The sequence below is a fragment of the Pseudomonas sp. GNP014 genome (assembly GCF_054344005.1).
The window spans coordinates 6,114,654-6,136,703 of sequence record NZ_JBTGUS010000001.1 but is presented as its reverse complement, the minus strand read 5'-3'; the positions used below and the strand labels follow the sequence as shown (position 1 = coordinate 6,136,703).

The following is a 22,050-nucleotide window of genomic DNA, read 5'->3' as shown; positions in this document are numbered from 1 at the left end:
CCGAGCCTTCGGCTGCATCTGCTGGGCTGCGATCTTCTGAGGTTACAAAATGGCTGCGTTGCTGCGTTGCGCCTGTTTGAGGTAGGCACCCAGCTCACGGGCCGGCAGCGGTTTGCTGTAGTGGTAGCCCTGACCTTCGTGGCAGCCTTCGGAAATGATGTACGTCTCCTGCTCGGCGGTTTCCACGCCCTCGGCAATCACCTGCATGCCAAGGCTCTTGCCCAGTTGAATGATCGCGCGAACGATGGTCGCATCGTCGTCGTCATCCAGCAGATCCTGGACGAAGCTCTTGTCGATCTTGATCTTGTCCAGCGGCAGGCTTTTCAGATAACTCAGCGATGAATAACCGGTGCCGAAGTCGTCGATGGCGATCAGCGCCCCGGAGCGGCGCAGGCTGAGCAAGTGCTGGGCGGCGGTGCTGATGTCTTCCATCAGGCCGGTTTCGGTGACTTCCAGCTCCAGGCTGCGGGGCGGCAGGCGATACATCTGCAATAGATTGTTGACCACCCGCGGCAGCTCGGCGTGGTGCAGTTGCACGGTGGACAGGTTGACGGCCATGCGCAGGTCGACGAAGCCTTGATCGTGCCATTCGCGCAGTTGTTTGCAGGCCTGATCGAGCACCCATTCGCCAATGGCGATGATCGTGCCGTTCTGTTCGGCCAACGGAATGAACAGATCCGGCGGCACCAGACCGTGTTCCGGATGCTGCCAGCGAATCAACGCTTCGACCCCGACCACGCGATGATCGCGATAGCTGATCTGTGGCTGGTAGACGAGGTAGAACTGATCGCGCAGCAGTGCATCACGCAGGTCTTTTTCCAGTTCGCGCCGGCGGCGCATCTCGCTGTCGACGCTGGCGATGTAGAACTGATAGCGATTGCGCGAGCGGGTCTTGGCCAGGGTCATGGTCTGCTCGGCTTTCTGCAACAGCTTTTCCGTGCTGTCGCCGTCTTCGGGGAACAAGGTGATACCGATGGTGGCGCGCAGGCGGATTTCCTGATGGTCGAGGGCGAACGCCGCTTCCAGATCGTCGAGGATGCTTTGCGCCAGTTCCGCAGCTTCATAAGGCTGTTCGATATCGGCCTGCACCAGCGCGAACTGATCGCCGCCGAGGCGGGCGAGTGCGCCAAGCCGACCGCTGTGAGCGCGCAGCCGATCGGCAAGTGCCAGCAATAACTGGTCGCCGGTCTGGTAGCTGAACTGCTCGTTGATGCCCTTGAAATCATCCAGCCCCACGCACAACACCGCGACCCGCCGTTGCAGCTTGCCGGCGTCGACCAGAATCTTGTCCAGTTGCTGCTGTAATTGCTGGCGGTTCGGCAGGCCGGTCAGAAAGTCGTACTGGGCCATGCGTAGCAGACTGTTTTCCGCTTCGTGGCGCAGGTGGGTGTTGCGTTCGATGGATTCGAGCAACTGGTTGGCGGTGTTGATCCAGATGCCCAGCTCGTTTTTCTCGTGACCCTTGAGTTGCGGAATCTTGTGTTCGCTGGGGCGGTCCGGGTTGATTTCGGTGAGGTGCTCGATGATCCGCGACAGCGGTTTGGTCAGCAGCCAGTGATAGACCAGATACAGCACCAGGCCCATGGCCAGCGCGCGCAGCACGCCGGAAATGAAGATGATCACCGAGCTGACGATGAAACTCTCGCCATAAGTGGCGGTGTCGAGGGTGATGCTCAGGTCGCCGTAATACTCGCTGTAGGGACCGCGACCGACCAATTGCGTGGTAAAGGTGCGCTCCTGGCCGAGAATCAGGTCGGTCAGCCAGCGGCTGTTGGAATGCTGCAACTCACGGGACTTCTGCGCGAGCATGGCTTCGTTGGGATGGCCGATTGACGCTTGGCGCACCGCCTCGTCCTGGAACAGGCCTTCGATTACCTGCATGCCCATTTCCCGGTCCAGGCTGTAAACCGCCTGGGTGGAGGGATCGCGGAACATGTCGAGGATCCGCTCGGCGTCGCTGGCTACGGCCTGACGGGTTTTGTAGGCATCGAACACAATCTGCGCGCAGCTCAAGACCACGCCGACGATCAATGCTGACAGGAGCACGACCCGGAGCAACTTCACCGACAAGCTGTTCTTGAGTTCCAGCTTCAAAGGGTTATTCCTTGTTCCGTGCGGGTAGCGTCAAGTTGCCATGAGTATTGGCAATCCCGTGATGGCAGTCAAAGGGACAATCAAGCCCAGGGTTATTTGCCTGTGGCGTTGGCCGAAATGCAGCTGCCTGGAGTATTAGCCCTAATCTGTACTGTGTCGGTAGTTTCGACCCTCAACTTGAGCGGTTTGCAGCATTTTTTCCTCTTTTTGATGGTAGCCCGCTGTGGCATGGCAGCAAGCAGCGCGCCACAGAGAAGTCGGATTCCCCCTACACGCAAAACAGAAACACCCGGCATTCAAGTTTGAGTTCGCTCGCCAAAGTCCTCCGTTTTGCAGAGCGGGGCACGGACGTGACCAGACTTATCCCTCAACGTGAACTCCACGGCCAACAGGCGCTCGACACCCACCAGGCCATGGACACCTTTCGAGAGGCACTCAACCGTCCGGATGAACTGCCGGGATTCGACAACCTGCTCAATGCAATGGGCCTCAATCACTCCAACTATCTGAAAGGCGCCAACCAGCGAAAACTCGTAGAAGCCATCAATAACGGTGACTGGGTCATAGTGAAACCGCGGGTTGTTACTGATAGCGGCGGCGCTTCGTGGAACGCCTTCAGCCCCCAACCCGAACCACCACTGGCCGAGCAACTGGTGGAAGACCACGCCTACACCTTGCCGAAACCGGCTGAGTCAGGCTTTCACATTGTCCAGACATCTATGAGCCGCGAAGCGCTGGAGCGCGCGCTGTACCAAACGACGCCTGGCGAAGCACTGCGCCGCGAGTTCGGTTCGCTTAACCGTCATTTGGGTGAACAGGTCAAAGCGGGGCAGATGGTCCTCTTCAGCGACTCGCGCAACTACATGTGCCGACGCGAAGAGGCGCAAATGATGGCGGCAGCGGAGAAAGTGAATGAAGCGCTGAAAGACCTGACGGATGAAGAGGCTTCTTTCATGGTTGAGCATCATGAGGTGATTGAACCGTTTTTGGGTGTTTCTTCCGGAGCGTTGGGTGTTGCATCGTTTATGGTGGGGCAGCACATGGAAACGCTTAGCAACACGCTTAAAGAACTGGAGCGCTTACACATTGAGCAATACCGCCAGTATGGCAATCTCCACTCTCTGGAGTTTTTTGCACAACGCAAAAGGCTGATGAAGAAACTTGATGCCGGTTTAGGGCCCTTGGTTCGAAAGACAACCGGCATTCCGGATCACCCGAAGCTTAAACGGGCACTAGGCTTGTCCACGCAAAGGATCGTGCACAACTGGAACAAAGCAGGCGCACCGAATCAATTGCCGGGATATGCGACTCACATTGAAGGCGTGGCGCGAGCATCGAAATACATGAAGGCCGGTGGTTATGTGGCAATTGGTCTGGGAGCCAGTTCTGCGGCGATGAAAATCCACGAAGCGTGCCGAACCGGACGCGAGGCGGAATGTCGGAGGGCGAGATTCATAGAGGGGTCGAAGCTGTCTGGAAACGTTCTAGGCGGAGCACTAGCGGGCAAGTTGGCGACAACCATTGCTCCGATGACATGTGCCGCAATAGGCGTAGGAACCGCCGGAGCAGGAGGAGTCGCCTGCATGTTGGTTGTAAGTGGCATGCTCGCAGCGCAAATAGGGGATGGGGGGAGCCGAGACAGGGGAACTTATCGGCGAAAAACTGTACGAGATGAACAAATAATGACCTTCTATCGAATTTTAAGCTTGCCCACCAGTTCATCTCTTACGTTGAGCTACGTTCTTCTCGCTAATGGATTCTGGATGTTGGGAATCAACGTTAAGGATCCATCGTGATCGCCCCACATTTTGATCTCATCTATCTCTATTCATGGGCCGTCGTACTTCTGCTTTTCTTCCTCAGCGGTGCATTCGTGTTGTTCGCTGCCTATTTTCGGCTGGATCAGATGGAAGAGCATTTCATTGCCTCTTATGTCGTGGGCATTAATCGCAGAATATTGGGTAACGGCCCATTTGGACGAATGAGAAGAGTCAGAGAAATAGGGACATTGACGGGTCGTTTGACCCATGTGCAAATGCTGGATCTGCATGCAGTCATGGAAGCTGAAACTTTCCCGGAGCATCTGAAAAAGTGGCTGAAAATTCCAGGCTACCTCTTCCAGTTCGGTGTGACCGGTGCCGCTTTACTCTTACTTTGGCTGGGTATTGGTTGGATATGCGTGACCGTTTCAAGACCAGCGAACGATCTGCAATTACTCGGTATCGCCGGGTTGATTGCCTGTCTTTTTTTGGGCCTGATGGCTGGATTTGCAAAAGTATGGGTCAGCTTTTTCAGACTGGCGGAGATTGAGTCTCTCCTGAAAAAATCGTACTTCGTCGCTCGCAATCAGCGAGTGTTGGGCAATGGCGCCTATGGTCGCTACTGTCGTTTGTCTCACATTTCACACATGCTTTTAATGGACGATGATTTTCTGTCAAAAAGTGATCCCTATGCCATGGATGAGATTGCTGGTTTCCCCTCTCACCTACGACGCCTGGTTGTTATTCCTGCACGAATACTTGCCTATTCTTTCCTTGGCTATTTGGTCATCCACCTCGGCGGGAAAGCCTTCGGAGTGTTTACCTGAAGCCGCTGCCGCAAATCACAGGCATAAAAAAACCCGGCAATAGCCGGGTTTTTTGACTGGCGCGCAGCTTAAGCGGTGAAGGTTTTACCTTCGAACTGCTCAGCAACGAACTTCCAGTTGACCAGGTTCCAGAACGCTTCAACGTACTTCGGACGCAGGTTGCGGTAGTCGATGTAGTAAGCGTGTTCCCAGACGTCGCAGGTCAGCAGCGGGGTGTCGCCGCTGGTCAGCGGGTTGCCGGCGCCGATGGTGCTGGCCAGGGCCAGGGAACCGTCAGCCTTTTTCACCAGCCAGCCCCAGCCGGAACCGAAGGTGCCGATCGAGGTTTTGCTGAACTCTTCCTTGAACTTGTCGAACGAACCGAAGGCTGCGTTGATGGCTTCAGCCAGTGCGCCGGTTGGTTGACCGCCGGCGTTTGGCGCCAGGCAGTTCCAGTAGAAAGTGTGGTTCCAGACCTGAGCGGCGTTGTTGAAGATACCGCCCGAGGAAGTCTTGACGATCTCTTCCAGGGTCTTGCCTTCGAACTCGGTGCCTGGCACCAGGTTGTTCAGGTTCACGACATAGGTGTTGTGGTGCTTGTCGTGGTGAAATTCCAGGGTTTCCTTGGAAATGTGCGGCTGCAGGGCATCGTGTGCGTAAGGCAGCGGCGGCAATTCGAAAGCCATGATGATTCTCCTAATCAGGTCTGTTGCGGTGAGCGCAAGGCCGATCACGGGCGGCCAGAAATGCACCGACGAGTTTTTACTCTTTGCGGCGCAGGGTTCGGATCATAGCACCGGGGTCAAGGCTTAACCACGCAACAACTGTGTGGGATAGAGGTTCCAGAGCTGTTTGGAATAAATCAGCTGGCGATAATCAGTTGGCCAGCCACCGTAAACATCATCAATGCCACCACCAGATCAAGAATCCGCCAGGTACTCGGCCTTGCCAGCCACGGCGCCAGCCATGCGGCACCGAGGGCGAGGGTGAAAAACCACAGCAGCGACGCACTCGCCGCGCCGACGACATAGAGCCCCCGGCACCGACTGCTGCGCACCGAGCGAGCCGATCAGCAACACCGTGTCGAGATACACGTGCGGGTTGAGCAGCGTTACTGCCAGCGCGCTGAGCATCACCGCGCGCAACGAGCGCACGGTGTGGTTTTCGCCCTGATCCAGACTCTGTGTCGAGAACGCCCGGCGCAGCGCCTGGCTGCCATACCAGATCAGAAAGACTGCGCCGCCCCAGCGCGCCACCGCGAGCAATGTCGGGTTCTGCGCCAACACGGTGGCCAGACCAAACACCCCGGCCGCCACCAGCAGCGCATCGCACGCCACACACAACGCCGCCACCGGCAGGTGATGTTCACGCCGCAGGCTCTGGGCCAAGACAAAAGCATTCTGGGTGCCGATCGCCATGATCAACCCCAAGGCCACCAGCAGGCCGTTTACATAGCTTTGCCACATAACGATTACTCCGCGTTGGCTGCGAGATCGCGCAGCACTTGCATGGCCCGTTCGGCATCGGCCTGACCGACAAACAAATGATCGTGGTAGTAACCGGCGATTACGTTGCAACTGATCCCGGCCTTGCCCAGTGCGCTGGCGAACGCCGCGGTGAGGCCGACCGCTTCCAGTGCCGAATGCACATTGAGGGTGATCCACGCCGCCACATAATCGAAACCGAACCCGGCCCGTTCAGCCTGGGAGCGCTCGAGAATCACGGTCAGGCCTTCCTGCTCGCGGAAGCTGCCGACAATCTCCAGACCCTCGGGAAACTGGCCATCGACCAAGGTGCAGAACACGTATTCGCCAGCATTGAGCTGCGGGCTCATGCTGCGCAGCAACGTCGTGAGTGAGGTTTCGCCAGCCATTGCAGTGTTCCTTGATAAAGAGTGCTTGCTGGCTATTCTCCGGTCGAAAGTTGTATAAGAAAAACCAATAGTGCTGATCGCTCATTAGGAAAACTGATGTTCGACTACAAATTGCTGTCCGCGCTGGCCGCCGTGGTCGAACAGGCCGGATTCGAGCGCGCCGCGCAGGTGCTGGGCCTTTCGCAATCGGCGATTTCCCAGCGGATCAAGCTGCTGGAAGCGCGGGTCGGCCAACCTGTGCTGGTGCGCGGCACGCCGCCGTCGCCGACCGAAATTGGCCGACGTCTGCTCAACCATGTGCAGCAGGTACGACTGCTTGAGCGCGATTTGCAGACGCTGGTGCCAGCGCTCGACGAAGAAGGTCTGCCCGAGCGTTTGCGCATCGCCCTTAACGCCGACAGCCTCGCCACCTGGTGGGCCGAAGCCGTGGGTGATTTTTGTGCCGAGCAGCATTTATTGCTGGATCTGGTGGTGGAGGATCAAACCGTCGGCCTCAAGCGCATGCGTGCCGGCGAGGTCGCGGCCTGTGTCTGTGCCAGCGAACGCCCGGTTGCCGGCGCCCGTAGCGTATTGCTCGGGGCGATGCGTTACCGGGCGCTGGCCAGCCCGGCGTTCATCGCCCGGCATTTTCCTGATGGCGTGCGCGCCGAGCAGTTGCCGCGCACCCCGGCGCTGGTGTTCGGTCCGGACGATTTCCTGCAGCATCGCTACCTGGCCTCGCTCGGCGTCGATGGCGGATTCGAGCACCATTTGTGCCCGTCTTTCCGAAGGTTTTGTGCGCCTGACCGAAGCCGGTTTCGGTTGGGGACTGGTGCCGGAACTGCAGGTGCGCGACCAGTTGCAACGCGGTGTGTTGCGCGAACTGTTGCCAGATAAACCGATCGACGTGCCGTTGTACTGGCATCATTGGCGCAATGGTGGTCAGCTGCTGGGTTTGCTGACCGAACAATTGGTACGTTCTTCACCACAATGGCTGGTGGCTTAAAAGCAGTTGCGAGCGTCAAGCTGCAAGCGGCAAGTCAAGCGCTGAGCATTGTTTTTACCCTGCAGCTCGAAGCTTGAAGCTCGCAGCTGGTTTCATTGGAGCTTTACATGAAAATTCTGGTCACCGGCGCAAGCGGCTTCATTGGCGGACGCTTTGCGCGTTTCGCCCTGGAGCAGGGCCTGGACGTGCGGGTCAACGGTCGCCGGGCCGAGAGCGTCGAGCATCTGGTACGCCGCGGTGCCGAATTCATCCCCGGCGACCTGACCGATCCCGAATTGGTGCGTGAACTGTGTGCCGATGTCGAAGCGGTGGTGCACTGCGCCGGCGCCGTCGGCCTGTGGGGGCGTTATCAGGACTTTCATCAGGGCAACGTGCAGGTCACGGAAAACGTCGTCGAAGCCTGTCTGAAGCAGCGCGTGCGGCGGCTGGTGCACCTGTCGTCGCCGTCGATCTATTTCGATGGGCGCGACCACTTCAACCTCACCGAAGAACAGGTGCCCAAACGTTTCAAGCATCCCTACGCGGCGACCAAGTATCTCGCCGAGCAAAAGGTCTTTGGCGCGCAGGAGTTCGGTCTGGAAACCCTTGCGCTGCGTCCGCGTTTCGTCACCGGCGCCGGCGACATGAGCATCTTTCCGCGCCTGCTGAACATGCAGCGCAAGGGCCGGCTGGCGATTATCGGCAATGGCCTGAACAAGGTCGATTTCACCAGTGTGCAGAACCTCAACGAGGCCATGCTCAGCAGTTTGCTGGCGGCCGGCTCGGCGCTGGGCAAGGCCTACAACATCAGCAACGGCGCGCCGTTGCCGTTGTGGGATGTGGTCAATTATGTGATGCGCAAGATGGAAGTCCCACAGGTCACCAAGTACCGCTCCTACGGCCTGGCGTACAGTGTCGCGGCGCTCAACGAAGGCGCCTGCCGGCTCTGGCCGGGGCGACCGGAACCGACGCTGTCGCGCTTGGGCATGCAAGTGATGAAAAAAAATTTCACCCTCGACATCAGTCGCGCCCGGCATTATCTCGACTACGATCCGAAAGTCAGCCTGTGGTCGGCGCTCGACGAGTTCTGTGGCTGGTGGAAAGCACAGGACATTCGCTGAAACGCGTTGCAACGATTCGGCCGGCCGGCAATGAACCGCACCGCAGGTTGGGGGTCAATCCCTGCGGCTGCGGCGGTTATACTTCGCAGCATTTAGCCATCACCGCGTTTCACAAAGGTTGCCTCAATGTCCATGCGTAATGATGCCCACGACGATTTCGACGATGTCCCGAGCCTGCGCGCCGACACGTTCGACGACGATGACATTCCGACCACTGCCCGCACGTCCGTGCACTCGCGCACACCACCGGCGGTCAAGGTCCGGGCGGCCAGCACCGGGCCATTGTGGGCGCTGGTCGGCGCGCTGTTTTTTGCCTTCATGGGCCTGGCGTGGTGGAGCTTTCAGCAGATCTCGCTGATGGAACAGCAACTGGTCGCGACCCAGGAAAGCTTCGCGCGCATCAGTGAGGAAGCCGCGGGGCGCTTGCAGGATATTTCCGGCAAGGTGGTCGCCAGCCAGACCAACGTCAACACCGACAGCGAAGCCCTGAAGCTGCAGATCAAGGCGCTTGAAGGCAAGTTGCTCGATCAGGGCAAACAGCAGCAGGGTGTGGCCGGTCAGGCCAGCGATCTGGACAAGCGCCTGGCGCAGATGACCGCGCAGACCACCGAACAACAGAACGCCAACACCCAGTTGCAGGCCCAGGTCAAAGCCCTGAGTGCAGAACTGGCGACCCTGAAAAGTGCGCCGGCCGACACCAGCAAGGTCGATGCCCTGCTCAAGAATTATGACACCCAGCTGAAAAGCCTCGGCGCGGATATCACTGCGCTGAAAAAGCAGGGCAACTCGAACGCTGCGATCGAGCGCCTGGAGCAGGAAATCGTTGTCCTCAAAAGCGAGCAGGACAACCGTCCGGCAGCGCCACAGGGCGGTGGCAATACCGCCGAGTTCGATGCGTTCCGTGGCCAGATGACCCGCAACCTCAATACCTTGCAGGCACAGATCCAGAACCTGCAGCAACAGATCAATGCCCGGCCCTAGGGGCTGAGCTGAGGGGCTCTCGCCTGTAATCTCTGGATTCAAGTTCAACTTCCATATGACCCCAAGCCGTCTACGCTCTTGAAACACCAACAAGAACGAGGGATGCGTTATGGGGTTTTTGCATAAAGTGGCGTGGCTCGGGCTGATGCTGCTTGTGGGGGCAGGGCAGGCCAATGCCGTCTCCACGCAAAAGGACGACAGCAAGGCCGCCATCGCCCTGCTGGAAAAGGCACTGGCCTACTACCACGACAACGGCGACAAGGCCTTCGCCGCGTTCAGCCGTCAGGGCGAGTTCGTCGATAAGGATCGTTATGTGTTCGTGGTCGATACCAAGGGCGTGATGCTCGCCAGCGGCGGGCCATCCTCTGCCTTGATCGGTCGTGATGTCAGCGAAGTGCTCGGGCCGGACCTGCAAAAGACCTTCAAGGACGCGTTGCTGGTGCCTGAAGGCAACGGCATCCAGCAAGCCGAATACCGCTGGCAGAACTGGGCGGACGGCAAAGTCGAGCGCAAGCATGTGTATTACCAGCGCATCGGCCAGCGAATTCTGGCAGTGGGTTATTACTTGCCGCGAGCCTCTGCGGAGCAAGCCAAGGCACTGCTTGATAAAGCAGCCACCGATCTGGGCAAAGACGAAAAGGGCACGCTGACGGCGATCAACTCGCTCAAGGGCGGCTATCTGCAGGATGACCTGTATGTGTTTGTGGTCGACCTCGACACCCAGCGCTATGTCGCCCACGGCACCAACCTGCGGCTGATCAACACCGATTTCAGCAAGATCAAGGACCCGGACGGCAAACCGGTGGGCGAACCGATTCTGGCGCTGATCGGCAAGCAGGACAGTGGCGAATACGAATACCGCTGGAAAAACCCGGTGACCGGCAAGGTCGAGGACAAGCATGCCTACCTGAAGAAGGTCGGGCATTTCCTGGTGGCGGTGGGTTACTACAGCCCTTGAGTGAACGGCCTTTTGCAGGAGTGAGCCTGCTCGCGATCAGGGTGTTTTATTCAACAGTGATGTCGACTGACACGCGCTGATCGCGAGCAGGTTCACTCCTACAGGGGATCGTGGTGTTTGTTCTATCTGGCGCCGTGCTCACGCCCGCGCAACAGGTTATTGGGCATCGCAATCGCTGCCGCCAGCCCCAGCAGCGACACCGCCGTGCTCACCCACAACAAATGCCGGAACGTCACCGAAAGCTCCGCACGCAAGGCGTTCTGTGCATCCCCCGGCGCCGCGTTCAAGCCATCGAGCAACACGTTGCCCGAATGCCCCTCGCTCATCAGCGAACTGCTTGCCAGATGGGCAAAACTCGAATCCTGCAAGAAGGCCAGCAACAGTGCCGACATCAACGCGACCCCCACCGCGCCGCCCAGCGAGCGAAACAGGTTGGTGGTGCTGGTGGCGACACCGATGTCACGTTGCTCTACCGAGTTTTGGGTGCCGACCAGCGACGTGGGGAATTGCATACCCCCGGCAATGCCGCTGAGCAGCATGAACAGACCACTGAGCAGCGTTGCTTCTGGCGGACTGAATGCCATGCCGAGAATCGAGATCGGCATCAGGATCGCACCGGTGAGGATCTGCGGTTTGTAGCGCCCGGTGATCGACGTGCGCCGGCCGGCGAAGTAGGCACCGATCGGCAGGCCCATCGCCAACGGCAACAGATGCAACGCCGCACTGTCAGCGCCAGCGCCGGTGACACTCTGAAAGCGCAACGGCATCAGCACAATCAACGAAATCGCCTGGAAACTGGTAAAGAAAATCGTGCACCAGCACAGCAGGGCATTGCGGTTGGCGAACAGGTGCATCGGTAGCAGCGGTTCCCGCGCCCGGCGTTCATGCCAGACGAACACTGCCAGCACCACGACGGCGCAGGCGAACAAGCCAAGCACTTCACTGCTGCGCCACGAATGACCCTGACCGACCTGGGTGATGCCCAGCAACAGCGCGGTCAGACCGATGATCATCAGCAGCGTGCCGAGGTAATCAATGATCGGTTTGCGCTGCGGAACCGGCAATCCGCGCAGGTTGCGCCGCGCCACCCACCAGGCACCGAGGCCCAGCGGCAGGTTGATCAGAAACACCCAGCGCCACGACAGGTATTCGGTCATGTAACCGCCCAGCACCGGACCGGCGACACTGGCCACCGCGTACATGCTGCTGAAATAACCCTGATAACGCCCGCGCTCACGCGGTGGCACGATGTCGCCGATGATCGCCTGACTCACCGAAATCATGCCGCCGGCGCCGATGCCCTGAAGAATCCGCGCCAGCACCAGTTGTTCCATGCTTTGCGCCATGCCGCAGAACAGCGAGGCGAGGGTGAACAGGCCCATGCCGAACAGCATCAGTTTGCGCCGCCCGTACAGATCGCCGAGCTTGCCGTAGATCGGCACGGCCACGGTCATCGCCACCATGTAGCCAGAAATTACCCAGGCCAGCAGGCTGACGTCCTTGAACTGGGCGGAGATGGCCGGCATCGACACGGCGACGATGGTCTGGTCCAGCGCGCCAAGAAAGATCGCCATCATCAGCGCGACCAGCACGCTGCGAATGGCCGGTTTGGGTGTTTCAGGCTGGTGAAGATTGGTCACGGGCGGAACCTGCGGGCAGTGAGAATCCCGCAGGTCGCAAGGCGAGCGGGGGATGCTCGCCAGTGTAAGTCGATAGCAGGCTATTCGATAGCCTCATATGGAAGTCCGACGTAATTTTCTGCAATGGTTTTTCTGCCGGCTTCGGAGCTGACGAAATAGTCGAGTTCCGAGGCGCTGATCCGCTGGCTGAAGTCATCATGTTCGTCGAACCGGTGCAGCATCGAGGTCATCCACCAGGAAAACCGTTCGGCTTTCCATACCCGGCGCAGGCAGATTTCCGAGTATTTCTCCAGCAGGTCGGTGCGGCCGTCGCGATAAACCTTCAGCAGAATATTGAACAGGGTGCTGACATCGCTGGCGGCCAGGTTCAAGCCCTTGGCGCCGGTAGGCGGAACGATATGGGCGGCATCGCCGACGAGGAACATCCGCCCGTACTGCATCGGTTCGACGACAAAGCTGCGCAGTGGCGCAATACTTTTTTCAATCGACGGACCGGTGACAAGTTTCTCGGCAAGCTCGGCGGGCAGGCGGGTTTTGAGTTCGTCCCAGAAACGCTGATCGCTCCAGTCATCGACATGTTCTTCGGCAGGCACTTGCAGGTAATAGCGGGTGCGAGTCGCCGAGCGCATGCTGCACAGGGCGAAACCGCGCTCATGGCGGGCGTAGACCAATTCGTCATGCACTGGAGGGGTGTCGGCGAGAATGCCCAGCCAGCCAAACGGATAGACCCGTTCGAAGACCTTCAGGCAATCGGCCGGAATCGACTGTCGAGCGACCCCGTGGAAGCCGTCGCATCCGGCGATGTAATCGCAATCGACGCGCCAGGTTTCACCGTCCTTTTCGAAAGTGACGAAGGCTTCGTCGCTTTTCATGCCGTGGGGAACGACATGGCTGGCCTCGTAAAGGGTCGGCGCGCCGGCCTCCCGACGAGCGGCCATCAGGTCGCGGGTGACTTCGGTCTGACCGTAGATCATCACGGTCTGGCCACCGGTCAACCCGTGCAGGTCGATGTGCACCTGACGCCCGTCCAGGGCCAGATCGAAGCCGCCGTGCACCAGCCCTTCGGCGTCCATCCGCTGACTTACACCAGCCTGACGCAACAGCTCTACCATGCCTTGTTCAAGCACGCCGGCGCGGATGCGACCGAGGACATAGTCGGGTGTCTGACGTTCGAGAATGAGGGTGTCGATGCCGGCGTTGTGCAGCAACTGACCGAGGAGCAAACCGGACGGACCGGCACCAATGATGGCAACTTGAGTTTTCAGCGTTTTCATTGTTTTTATGACTCGCAAGCTTCACGCGGCCAAAGCCGGTGAATGATTTTTATGGATCGAGTGCTTGCATTTTTCCCTTGCGGGTCTGTCAATTGAAGGTGAAAACTGAGCCGATATCTGTACATTCTGCCAATCGGTGCGATTATCGCCCAAAAACCTGAGGCCTGGATTGAAGTGATGAACACGCCTGACCTGCCTTCGATTCCGGTGTTCAAGCTCTACGGTGAAAGCCTGGACTGGCCGACCCCTGACTTGCTGCACTGTGAAACCATTTCTTCCCGCAGCCGCGAACACCAATGGGAAATCAAACCCCACCGCCACGCCGATCTGTGCCAGTTACTCTTCGTCTTCAAAGGTCAGGCAGAGCTTGAAATCGAAGGTCAGCGCACGCAACTCGAAACCCCGGCGATTCAAGTCCTGCCGCCACTGTCGGTGCATGGCTTCCGTTTTTCCGAGGACGTGGAAGGCTTCATCGTTACCCTCGCCACGCCGCTGATCAACCATCTGCAGGCGCAGCTGGGCGAGTCGGTGCACGCCCTGGCCCAGACGCAAAGCTATCCGGCGGGCAAGGACGGCGAGTACCTGAACAGTCTGTTTTCAGCGTTGCAGGCCGAGTACAACGGCCATCAGCCGGCGCGGGAAATGCTCATGCATTCGCTGGTCAGCGTGATTATGGTCTGGGTCAGCCGTCAGGCTATCGTGCGACACAACGCCAGTCAGCGGCCGCAACGCCAGCGCGAATACCTCAATGGCTTTATTCAATTGGTGGAAGAGACCTACCGCCAGCATGTGAAGGTCGAGGATCTGGCCCATCGTCTGGGCATTTCCGTCTCGCATCTCAACGGCACCTGCCGGGAACTGGCCGGGCAACCGGCGCTGCAGATCATGCACGAACGCCAGTTGCTGGAAGCCAAGCGCTTGCTCACCTACACCAGCATGACCATTTACGAGATGTCGGAGTTGCTGGGGTTTTCCGATCCGACCAACTTCACGCGCCTGTTCCGGCGCCGGGTGGGAATCTCGCCAAAGGCGTTTCGCGACCGTCTGAAGGCCGAGCAATAAACGCCTGAACGCCACGAACCCTGTGGGAGCTGGCTTGCCAGCGATAGGGGGGGCAGCCATCTCAATGCTGAATGTCAATCCGCAATCGCTGGCCAGCCAGCTCCCACCGGATTGACTCCAGTTCAGGTCAATCAGCGCAACGCATTGAGCGTCGCGTTATGCGGAATGCAGCGTTCGAAATTACAGCTCGCGTAATCACGGGGCAGCTGCCGCATTTGCTCGACCCGCCAGGCCGCAGTGCCGTACAGCGCTAGCGTGGCGGCGCAGGTGATGAAAATCGCGAAGTACCTTCTTGTTTTGATGTTCATGGCAATGACCTCTGAACGCATACCCTGCGGTATTACTTTCAGCATAGGTCAGGTAGAAGCAGCTGCAAGCGTCGAGCGGCACGCGCCAACATGAATGGCGGCGCAGCTAGCGTGTAGCTTGTGGCTTGACGCTGGAAACCGCTTCATCCCAAGCCGGGTTTTCGGGGAATCGCTGCACCAGAAAATCCAGCATGCTGCGCAGCGCCGCCGGCATGTGCTTGCGCGAGGCGTACACCGCGTAAATGTTCATCTGCCGTGGTTCGGCATGGGGCAACAGGCGCACCAGCTCACCGCTGTGAATATGCACCCCGGCCTGATAGGTCGGCAGCATCGCCACCCCCGCACCGGCCAGTGTTGCGCGCAGTAATGTGCTGGCTTCGTTGGCGCTGATATTGCCCTGTACCGGCACCGAAACCGGTTCACCGTCTTCCTCGAAATGCCACAGGCTCTTGCCGAAATACGAGTGCGTCAGGCAATTGTGCCGGCTCAGCGCTTCGACGCGCTGCGGCGCCGGTTGTTCTTGCAGATAGGCCGGCGCGGCGCAGACTACCGAGCGACACACGGTCAGGCGTCGGGCAATCAGGTTCGGATCGAGATCATTGCTGGTGCGGATTGCCAGATCAATGCGCTCGTCCACCAGGTTCACCGTGCGGTCGAGCATTTGCAGGTCGATGCTCACCCCCGGATAGCGTTTGACGTAGGCGGCCACGGCATCGGCCAGTTGTGCCTGGCCGAACGAGGTGCTGACACTGATGCGCAGCAGCCCGCGCGGTGCGTCGTGGGGTTCGCTGACGGCGGCCTGCATGTCGCTCGACAGTTCGAGCATCTGCCGGCAGCGCGGGAGGATTTCGCTGCCCGCCGTGGTCAGGCTCAACTTGCGTGTGGTGCGGTGCATCAGGCGCGCGCCGACCCAGTCTTCCAGCTCCGCCAGATAACGCGACACCACCGGCCGCGACAGGTCCAGATGATCGGCCGCCGCCGACTGACTGCCCAGATCCACTACCGTGACAAACACCCGCATTGCTTGAAGACGATCCATGATTTGCCCGCTTTCAGAAACAAACTATGTTCAAGCATCGCATTTTTTGTACCGAGTCAGGCAACTAAGCTCTGTCCCATCGCCAAACACGGCATTCGGACCACGGAGCAACAGATGATCGGCTTCACTACCCTCAAGCGCGTTTTGCTGGCCACCGCCACCCTCGGTTTCGCGGCGCATGCCGCTGCCGCCAACCTGACACTGGATGTCTACAACCCAGGCACCAAGGCGATTTTTCCGGTGACCTCGGTGTTGGTCAGCGGCGAGAAAGACGCGATTCTGGTCGATGCGCAATTCGGCAAGGCCCAGGCCGAACAGGTCGTGGAAAAGATCCGCGCCAGCGGCAAGCACCTGACCACCATTTACATCAGCCACGGTGACCCGGATTACTATTTCGGCCTCGACACCCTGACCCAGGCCTTCCCCGATGCAGAGGTTCTGGCTTCGCAGCCGACCGTCGATCACATCAACAAAACCGTCGCCGGCAAGCTCGCCTTCTGGGGCCCGAAAATGGGCACCGACGTACCGACGAAAACCATCGTGCCGGGTGTGCTCAAGGGCGACAGCCTGATGCTTGAAGGGCAGAAACTGCAGGTGGTCGGCCTTGACGGCAAACAACCGGATCGCAGCTTCGTATGGATTCCGTCGCTCAAGGCCGTGGTCGGCGGCGTGGTGGTGGCCGAGAACATCCATGTGTGGATGGCCGACACCCAGACCGCGCAATCCCACGCCGACTGGCTGCAAACCCTGCACTCGATCGAAACCCTGAAGCCGAAAACCGTGGTGCCGGGTCATTACTTGGGCGATAGCAGCCGTTCGTTGACCAGCGTGAAATTCACCGCCGACTACATTAAGGCTTTCGACGCCGAAACCGCCAAGGCCAAGGACTCCGCCGCACTGATCAAGGCCATGCAGAAGCGCTACCCGACACTCGGTGAAGAAAGCTCGCTGGAGCTGAGCGCCAAAGTCGCCAAGGGCGAAATGCAGTGGTAACCCGATTCTGAAAACGCAGCACTCTCAAGCCAACTGGAGAATGTCATGAGCAAGATCGCAATCATTGGTGCCACCGGCCGTGCCGGTAGCCAACTGCTGGAAGAAGCCCTGCGTCGCGGCCATAGCGTTACGGCTATCGCCCGCGACACCTCGAAGATCGGCAGCCGTGCCGGCGTGGTCAGCAAGAATGTCGACGTGCTGGATTCGGCAGCGCTGCAGGCCGCCGTGGCCGGTCACGACCTGGTGATCAGCGCCGCGCATTTCGCCACCGTGCCCGCCAGTGCAGTGGTCGGCCCGGTGAAGCAGGCAGGCGTGAAGCGTCTGCTGGTGGTCGGCGGTGCCGGTTCGCTGTTGCTGCCGGACGACACCCGGGTGATCGACAGCGCCGGTTTCCCCGCCGAGTACAAAGCCGAGGCCAGCGCTGGCGCGGCGTTTCTCGATGCGTTGCGTTCGGAGAACGAGCTGGACTGGACCTTCCTGTCGCCGTCGGCCGAGTTCGTCGAAGGCGAGCGCACCGGCAGCTTCCGAGTCGGCAAGGATCACTTGCTGTTCAGTGCCGAAGGTCGCAGCTGGATCACCTTCGCGGATTACGCGATTGCGCTGATCGACGAAGTGGAAACGCCGAAGCATTCGCGTCAACGGTTTACGGTCGGCTACTGATGCTTCCCACGTTCCAATTGTAGGCCTTCGCCTGCTCGCGATAGCAGTGTGTCAGTCGACGTAAATGTCACTGACCCACCGCCATCGCGAGCAGGCGAAGGCCTGCAGGGGAATGTGGTGCTTCAGCGGGTATGCGCTTGCTCCACCAGCCAGATCATCAACTCCTCCAGCTGCGGCGACGCTTCCCCACCCTGCGGCATCACCACGTAGTAGCCCAGCCCCGTCTTCACCTTCAATTCAAACGGCATCACCAGCCGCCCGGCGCGCAGGTCGTCGCCGATCAACGACCAGTCGCCAATCGCTACCCCTGTCCCATGCGACGCCATCGACATTGCCTGATCCAGCGTCTCGAAATGCTGGCCCATGTTGACGTTGCTCAACTGCAATTGGGCAGCGTTCAGCCACACCGTCCAGTCCTGTGTGTCGCGGGTCGGGTGCAGCAGCAGATGCTGTTGCAGGTCGGTCGGTTCGGTCAGCGCCGCAGAGCCCTTCAGTAACGCGGGCGAACAGACCGGTGTCAGTTGCTCATCGAACAGGTGCAGGGCGGTCGATGAATTGTCCGGCGGCGTGCCGTAGATCACCGCGGCATCGAACTGCTCGCGCTGAAAGTCCACACCGTGAGCCAGGGTGGTGGTCAGTTTGACCGGCACGTCCGGGCGTTCCTTTTGCCATTGCAGCAGGCGCGGCACCAACCAGCGCATCACGCAGCTGGGGGCCTTGAGCTGCAGGGTTTCGCGCTTCAGAGCAATCTGCTCGGTGGCTTCGCTGATCAGGCCGAAGATCTTCTCCACCCGGGGCAGCCATTCACGCCCTTCGGCGGTCAGCTCCAGGCCCCGGGCCAGGCGAATGAATAACGCATAACCCAGATGCTCTTCCAGACCGGCGATCTGCCGGCTCACCGCGCCTTGGGTGATGTGCAACTGCTCGGCCGCCCGCGTGAAGTTGCAGCACTGCGCGGTGATCAGAAACGTGTGCAGGGCGGGCAGGGGAGGCAGTCGTTTCATGTGGATCCAAGGTATGACGTGAGGACATGGCTAGTATGACTTTTAATCGATTGTTGCCGCTACCTGCCGCCCGTTCAATGAGCCCATTCCACCCGGATCAATGTGGGAGCGAGCTTGCTCGCGAATACGGTTTTCTATTCAGCATCAATGTGGCTGATACACCGCTTTCGCCAGCAAGCTCGCTCCCACACTGGCACGGCGTATTGAACAAACAAGAAGGGCAATCGACATGGCGACGTGTGGCGAAGTACTGGTCAAGTTACTCGAAAATTATGGGGTCGAGCAGGTGTTCGGCATTCCCGGGGTGCACACCGTGGAGTTGTATCGCGGGCTGGCCCGTTCGAGCATCAACCATGTCACTCCACGGCATGAGCAGGGCGCCGGTTTCATGGCCGACGGCTATGCGCGGACCCGCGGCAAACCGGGGGTGTGCTTCATCATCACCGGTCCGGGCATGACCAACATCACCACCGCGATGGGCCAGGCCTACGCCGACTCGATCCCGATGCTGGTGATCTCCAGCGTGCAGACGCGCAGCCAGTTGGGCGGCGGTCGCGGCAAGCTGCACGAGCTGCCGAACCAGAGTGCGTTGGTCGGTGGCGTCGCTGCGTTCTCTCATACCTTGATGTCCGCAGCGGAATTGCCGGGCGTACTGGCCCGTGCGTTTGCGCTGTTCCAGGCCGGGCGTCCGCGTCCGGTGCACATCGAGATTCCGCTGGACGTGCTGGTGGAAGAGGCCGATGAATTGCTCGCCAGCGTTCCGGTCAACATCGACCGCGCCGGTGCCGCCCCCGCCGCCGTGAGCCGCATGAGCGAGCTGCTGGCCGGCGCACAACGACCATTGATTCTCGCGGGCGGCGGTGCGATCGACGCCGCCGCCGAACTCACCGAACTGGCCGAATTGCTCGACGCTCCGGTGGCGCTGACCATCAACGCCAAAGGCATGCTGCCGTCCAGCCATCCGCTGCTGATCGGCTCGACACAAAGCCTGGTCGCGACCCGCGCACTGGTGGCCGATGCCGACGTGGTGTTGGCGATCGGCACCGAACTGGCCGAAACCGATTATGACGTGACCTTCGCCGGCGGTTTCGAAATCCCCGGCAAACTGCTGCGCATCGACATCGACGCCGATCAGACCGTGCGCAACTATCCGCCACACGTGGCGCTGGTCGCCGACTCGCGCAACGCTGCACAGGCATTGCTCAGTGCTTTGTCGCACCAACCTCTGGCCGAGCGCCGCAACGATTGGGGCCAGGTGCGCGCCGCGCGTTTGCGCGACGATCTGGCCGCGAGCTGGGATGCGCCAACCCTGGCGCAGACGCGCTTCCTTGAAACCGTCCTGCACGAGTTGCCGGATGCAGTGTTCGTCGGCGATTCCACGCAACCGGTGTACACCGGCAACCTGACCTTCAACCCGGAGCGACCACGGCGCTGGTTCAACTCGTCCACCGGATACGGCACCCTCGGTTACGCCTTGCCGGCGGCCATTGGCGCGTGGTTCGGCGGCAGCATTGAGGATGGCGCCCGTGCGCCGGTGGTGTGCCTGATCGGTGACGGCGGCTTGCAGTTCACCCTGCCGGAACTGGCCAGCGCGGTCGAAGCGCGCACTCCGGTGATCGTCCTGCTGTGGAATAACCAGGGTTACGAAGAGATCAAGAAGTACATGGTCAACCGCGCCATCGAGCCGGTCGGCGTCGACATCTACACCCCGGACTTCATCGGCGTCGCCAAGGCCCTGGGTTGCGCTGCCGAGGCAATCGGCTCGGTGGAACAACTGCGCGGCGCGCTGCGCGCCGCCACCGATCGCCAGGGCCCGACCCTGATCGAAATCGACCAGACCCAATGGATGCAGGCGGTGGCCAAATGATCAATTTCCCGACCACACTCGATGGCCTGTTCATCAATGGCCAATGGTCCGCCGGTTGCGAGCATCTGCGGGTGATCAACCCGGCCACCGAAGCGCTGCTGACCACGGTCAATGGCGGTGACGAACAAGCGGTCGATCTGGCGGTCGCTGCTGCCACGGAAGCGTTCAAGGACTGGTCGAAAACCAGCGGTGCCGAGCGTGGCGCGATCCTGCGTAACATCGCCAGCGGCGTACGCAGCGGTCGCGACCACCTGATGAAGCTGCAGTCGAGCAACAACGGCAAGCCGCAATTCGAGGCGGCCATCGACGTCGACGACGTGATCGCCACCTTCGAGTATTACGCCGAACTCGCCGAAGGCCTCGACGCACAACTGGACAGTCACGTGGCGCTGCCCAGCGACGATTTCAGCGCCCGTCTGCGCCGGGAACCGTGCGGTGTGGTCGGGCTGATCGTGCCGTGGAATTTCCCGATGGTCACCACCGCGTGGAAACTCGCACCAGCGCTGGCCGCCGGCTGCTGTGTGGTGCTCAAACCGTCGGAAGTCACGCCGCTGCCGGAGCTGGAACTGGCGGCGATCATCGCCGAATCCGGCCTGCCCAAAGGCGTATTCAACCTGGTCTGCGGCACCGGCCTGGCGGTCGGTGCGCCACTCTCGGCTGATCCACGCATTGCGAAGATTTCCTTCACCGGCAGCAACGCTGTCGGTGTGCAGGTGATGCAACGCGCTGCGGAAACCGTGAAAGGCGTGAGCCTGGAACTGGGTGGCAAATCTTCGCTGTTGGTGCTTGAAGATGCCGATCTTGAACTGGCGGTGGAGTTGGCTTGCGGCGGCGGTTTTTTCAACGCCGGGCAGATGTGCTCGGCCACCAGTCGGGTGCTGGTCGCCGATGAGCTGGCCGATGAATTCCTCAACCGCTTGCAGGCCCGTGCAGAAAAAATCCGCGTAGCCGATCCGTTCGACCCGGACGTTGAGATGGGCGCACTGGTCAATCAGGCGCAATACCAGCGGGTGCTCGGCCACATTGACCGGGGTCTGAGTGCCGGAGCGAAGCTGGTGTGCGGGGGCAATCGTCCGGCGGATCTGCCGCGCGGCTATTTTTTGCAGCCGACGGTGTTCACCGAAGTGCCCCTCGACAGTGCGTTGTGGTGTGAAGAGATCTTTGGCCCGGTGCTCTGCGTGCGCAGTTTCAGCAGCGAAGCCGAGGCGATTGCCCTGGCCAACGACAGTCAGTTCGGGCTGGTCGCCAGTGTGGTAACGCGTAACGCCGAGACCGCCGACCGGGTCGCCAACGCCCTGCAGGCGGGGCTGGTGTGGCTCAACGCGCCACAAGTGATCTTCCCGCAGACGGCATGGGGCGGCTACAAGCAGAGCAGCATCGGTCGCGAATTGGGGCCGTGGGGCCTGGCTGCATTTCAGGAAATCAAACACGTGATCCGGGCGCTCTGAGCGCCCGAAAACGGGGAGCGCATGCCTCGCAACGAGGCATGCGCCGGTGTCATGGCTTCGATGAGTTTTTATCGATAGTCAGGTGTATTGCACGACCTCAGGATGAACCCGTCGGCAGCGCTGCAGGCCTTTGAACACAAGGCCTGCAGCAGATCCGGCCGCGCGGATGCAACGGTTGCGACCAACCTCATACTTAAA

General features: G+C 60.1%; 18 protein-coding genes and 2 pseudogenes. 11 read left to right on the top strand and 9 right to left on the bottom strand.

Features of this window, described 5'->3' with window-relative positions:
• Nucleotides 1-42 precede the first annotated feature (42 nt).
• A complete protein-coding gene (locus tag ACXX9E_RS27605; RefSeq protein ID WP_123466288.1) occupies nt 43-2,094 on the bottom strand; it encodes a putative bifunctional diguanylate cyclase/phosphodiesterase in 2,052 nt (683 codons plus the stop codon).
• A 350-nt stretch (nt 2,095-2,444) separates the two neighbouring features.
• On the opposite strand from ACXX9E_RS27605, the gene ACXX9E_RS27600 reads away from it, so the two are divergent.
• Together ACXX9E_RS27600 and ACXX9E_RS27595 are read left to right on the top strand one after the other, a co-directional pair.
• Complete coding sequence (locus tag ACXX9E_RS27600) at nt 2,445-3,890, top strand: hypothetical protein (RefSeq protein ID WP_458556510.1); 1,446 nt, start codon at nt 2,445-2,447, stop codon at nt 3,888-3,890.
• Entirely contained in the window at nt 3,887-4,681 is a 795-nt protein-coding gene (locus ACXX9E_RS27595) for a hypothetical protein (RefSeq protein WP_458556509.1), read from the top strand. Before ACXX9E_RS27600 ends, ACXX9E_RS27595 begins: the two co-directional genes overlap by 4 nt.
• A gap of 68 nt (nt 4,682-4,749) precedes the next feature.
• Here the strand turns inward: ACXX9E_RS27595 and ACXX9E_RS27590 are convergent, their stop codons facing one another.
• From ACXX9E_RS27590 to ACXX9E_RS27580, 3 genes and pseudogenes are all read right to left on the bottom strand, one after another.
• On the bottom strand, nt 4,750-5,346 hold the full coding sequence (locus ACXX9E_RS27590) for a superoxide dismutase (RefSeq protein ID WP_003227660.1): 597 nt from the start codon (nt 5,344-5,346) through the stop codon (nt 4,750-4,752).
• 176 nt (nt 5,347-5,522) lie between these two features.
• Nucleotides 5,523-6,126 (bottom strand): annotated as a pseudogene (locus ACXX9E_RS27585) (LysE/ArgO family amino acid transporter).
• Between the two features lie 5 nt (nt 6,127-6,131).
• Complete coding sequence (locus tag ACXX9E_RS27580; protein WP_336347243.1) at nt 6,132-6,533, bottom strand: ACT domain-containing protein; 402 nt, start codon at nt 6,531-6,533, stop codon at nt 6,132-6,134.
• 96 nt (nt 6,534-6,629) lie between these two features.
• On the opposite strand from ACXX9E_RS27580, the pseudogene ACXX9E_RS27575 reads away from it, so the two are divergent.
• From ACXX9E_RS27575 to ACXX9E_RS27560, 4 genes and pseudogenes are all read left to right on the top strand, one after another.
• Nucleotides 6,630-7,518 (top strand): annotated as a pseudogene (locus ACXX9E_RS27575) (LysR family transcriptional regulator ArgP).
• A gap of 107 nt (nt 7,519-7,625) precedes the next feature.
• Nucleotides 7,626-8,618 carry an NAD-dependent epimerase/dehydratase family protein gene (locus tag ACXX9E_RS27570; protein WP_458556508.1) on the top strand — a complete coding sequence of 331 codons (993 nt, stop codon included), beginning with the start codon at nt 7,626-7,628 and terminating at the stop codon, nt 8,616-8,618.
• A 126-nt stretch (nt 8,619-8,744) separates the two neighbouring features.
• A complete protein-coding gene (locus tag ACXX9E_RS27565) occupies nt 8,745-9,599 on the top strand; it encodes an ATPase (RefSeq protein WP_457237392.1) in 855 nt (284 codons plus the stop codon).
• Between the two features lie 109 nt (nt 9,600-9,708).
• Complete coding sequence (locus ACXX9E_RS27560; protein ID WP_128616300.1) at nt 9,709-10,557, top strand: cache domain-containing protein; 849 nt, start codon at nt 9,709-9,711, stop codon at nt 10,555-10,557.
• Between the two features lie 122 nt (nt 10,558-10,679).
• Here the strand turns inward: ACXX9E_RS27560 and ACXX9E_RS27555 are convergent, their stop codons facing one another.
• Both ACXX9E_RS27555 and pobA read right to left on the bottom strand, forming a co-directional pair.
• Nucleotides 10,680-12,197, bottom strand: coding sequence for an MDR family MFS transporter (locus ACXX9E_RS27555; RefSeq protein WP_123466306.1), 1,518 nt, complete (start codon nt 12,195-12,197; stop codon nt 10,680-10,682).
• An 80-nt stretch (nt 12,198-12,277) separates the two neighbouring features.
• Nucleotides 12,278-13,471, bottom strand: coding sequence for a 4-hydroxybenzoate 3-monooxygenase (pobA, locus tag ACXX9E_RS27550; RefSeq protein ID WP_123466308.1), 1,194 nt, complete (start codon nt 13,469-13,471; stop codon nt 12,278-12,280).
• 177 nt (nt 13,472-13,648) lie between these two features.
• On the opposite strand from pobA, the gene ACXX9E_RS27545 reads away from it, so the two are divergent.
• A complete protein-coding gene (locus tag ACXX9E_RS27545; protein WP_128616298.1) occupies nt 13,649-14,533 on the top strand; it encodes a helix-turn-helix domain-containing protein in 885 nt (294 codons plus the stop codon).
• Between the two features lie 131 nt (nt 14,534-14,664).
• Here the strand turns inward: ACXX9E_RS27545 and ACXX9E_RS27540 are convergent, their stop codons facing one another.
• Nucleotides 14,665-14,841 (bottom strand): hypothetical protein, encoded by a 177-nt coding sequence (locus tag ACXX9E_RS27540; RefSeq protein ID WP_177490692.1) that lies wholly within the window; start codon nt 14,839-14,841, stop codon nt 14,665-14,667.
• Between the two features lie 106 nt (nt 14,842-14,947).
• A complete protein-coding gene (locus ACXX9E_RS27535) occupies nt 14,948-15,880 on the bottom strand; it encodes a LysR family transcriptional regulator (RefSeq protein WP_123466312.1) in 933 nt (310 codons plus the stop codon).
• A 114-nt stretch (nt 15,881-15,994) separates the two neighbouring features.
• Here ACXX9E_RS27535 and ACXX9E_RS27530 point away from each other — a divergent pair, with 114 nt between their 5' ends.
• Together ACXX9E_RS27530 and ACXX9E_RS27525 are read left to right on the top strand one after the other, a co-directional pair.
• Entirely contained in the window at nt 15,995-16,873 is an 879-nt protein-coding gene (locus ACXX9E_RS27530; protein WP_458556507.1) for an MBL fold metallo-hydrolase, read from the top strand.
• Between the two features lie 45 nt (nt 16,874-16,918).
• Nucleotides 16,919-17,533, top strand: coding sequence for an NAD(P)-dependent oxidoreductase (locus ACXX9E_RS27525; RefSeq protein WP_458556506.1), 615 nt, complete (start codon nt 16,919-16,921; stop codon nt 17,531-17,533).
• A 122-nt stretch (nt 17,534-17,655) separates the two neighbouring features.
• Here ACXX9E_RS27525 and ACXX9E_RS27520 read toward each other — a convergent pair whose 3' ends face one another.
• Nucleotides 17,656-18,537 carry a LysR substrate-binding domain-containing protein gene (locus ACXX9E_RS27520; protein ID WP_458556505.1) on the bottom strand — a complete coding sequence of 294 codons (882 nt, stop codon included), beginning with the start codon at nt 18,535-18,537 and terminating at the stop codon, nt 17,656-17,658.
• Nucleotides 18,538-18,766: 229 nt separating this feature from the next.
• Between ACXX9E_RS27520 and ACXX9E_RS27515 the strand changes: the two genes are divergently transcribed.
• Nucleotides 18,767-20,404, top strand: a complete 1,638-nt coding sequence (locus tag ACXX9E_RS27515; RefSeq protein ID WP_458556504.1) for a 5-guanidino-2-oxopentanoate decarboxylase — start codon at nt 18,767-18,769, stop codon at nt 20,402-20,404.
• Nucleotides 20,401-21,852, top strand: coding sequence for an aldehyde dehydrogenase family protein (locus tag ACXX9E_RS27510; protein WP_458556503.1), 1,452 nt, complete (start codon nt 20,401-20,403; stop codon nt 21,850-21,852). The genes ACXX9E_RS27515 and ACXX9E_RS27510 overlap by 4 nt, the downstream gene beginning before the upstream one ends.
• The last annotated feature ends 198 nt before the right edge of the window (nt 21,853-22,050 follow it).

Excerpts from the sequence above, each read along its gene's own strand:
- ACXX9E_RS27590 (WP_003227660.1), bottom strand. The coding sequence starts at position 5,346 with ATGGCTTTCGAATTGCCGCCGCTGCCTTACGCACACGATGCCCTGCAG.
- ACXX9E_RS27580 (WP_336347243.1), bottom strand. The coding sequence starts at position 6,533 with ATGGCTGGCGAAACCTCACTCACGACGTTGCTGCGCAGCATGAGCCCG.
- ACXX9E_RS27570 (WP_458556508.1), top strand. The coding sequence starts at position 7,626 with ATGAAAATTCTGGTCACCGGCGCAAGCGGCTTCATTGGCGGACGCTTT.
- ACXX9E_RS27565 (WP_457237392.1), top strand. The coding sequence starts at position 8,745 with ATGTCCATGCGTAATGATGCCCACGACGATTTCGACGATGTCCCGAGC.
- ACXX9E_RS27560 (WP_128616300.1), top strand. The coding sequence starts at position 9,709 with ATGGGGTTTTTGCATAAAGTGGCGTGGCTCGGGCTGATGCTGCTTGTG.
- pobA (WP_123466308.1), bottom strand. The coding sequence starts at position 13,471 with ATGAAAACGCTGAAAACTCAAGTTGCCATCATTGGTGCCGGTCCGTCC.
- ACXX9E_RS27545 (WP_128616298.1), top strand. The coding sequence starts at position 13,649 with ATGAACACGCCTGACCTGCCTTCGATTCCGGTGTTCAAGCTCTACGGT.
- ACXX9E_RS27540 (WP_177490692.1), bottom strand. The coding sequence starts at position 14,841 with ATGAACATCAAAACAAGAAGGTACTTCGCGATTTTCATCACCTGCGCC.
- ACXX9E_RS27535 (WP_123466312.1), bottom strand. The coding sequence starts at position 15,880 with ATGGATCGTCTTCAAGCAATGCGGGTGTTTGTCACGGTAGTGGATCTG.
- ACXX9E_RS27530 (WP_458556507.1), top strand. The coding sequence starts at position 15,995 with ATGATCGGCTTCACTACCCTCAAGCGCGTTTTGCTGGCCACCGCCACC.
- ACXX9E_RS27525 (WP_458556506.1), top strand. The coding sequence starts at position 16,919 with ATGAGCAAGATCGCAATCATTGGTGCCACCGGCCGTGCCGGTAGCCAA.
- ACXX9E_RS27520 (WP_458556505.1), bottom strand. The coding sequence starts at position 18,537 with ATGAAACGACTGCCTCCCCTGCCCGCCCTGCACACGTTTCTGATCACC.
- ACXX9E_RS27515 (WP_458556504.1), top strand. The coding sequence starts at position 18,767 with ATGGCGACGTGTGGCGAAGTACTGGTCAAGTTACTCGAAAATTATGGG.
- ACXX9E_RS27510 (WP_458556503.1), top strand. The coding sequence starts at position 20,401 with ATGATCAATTTCCCGACCACACTCGATGGCCTGTTCATCAATGGCCAA.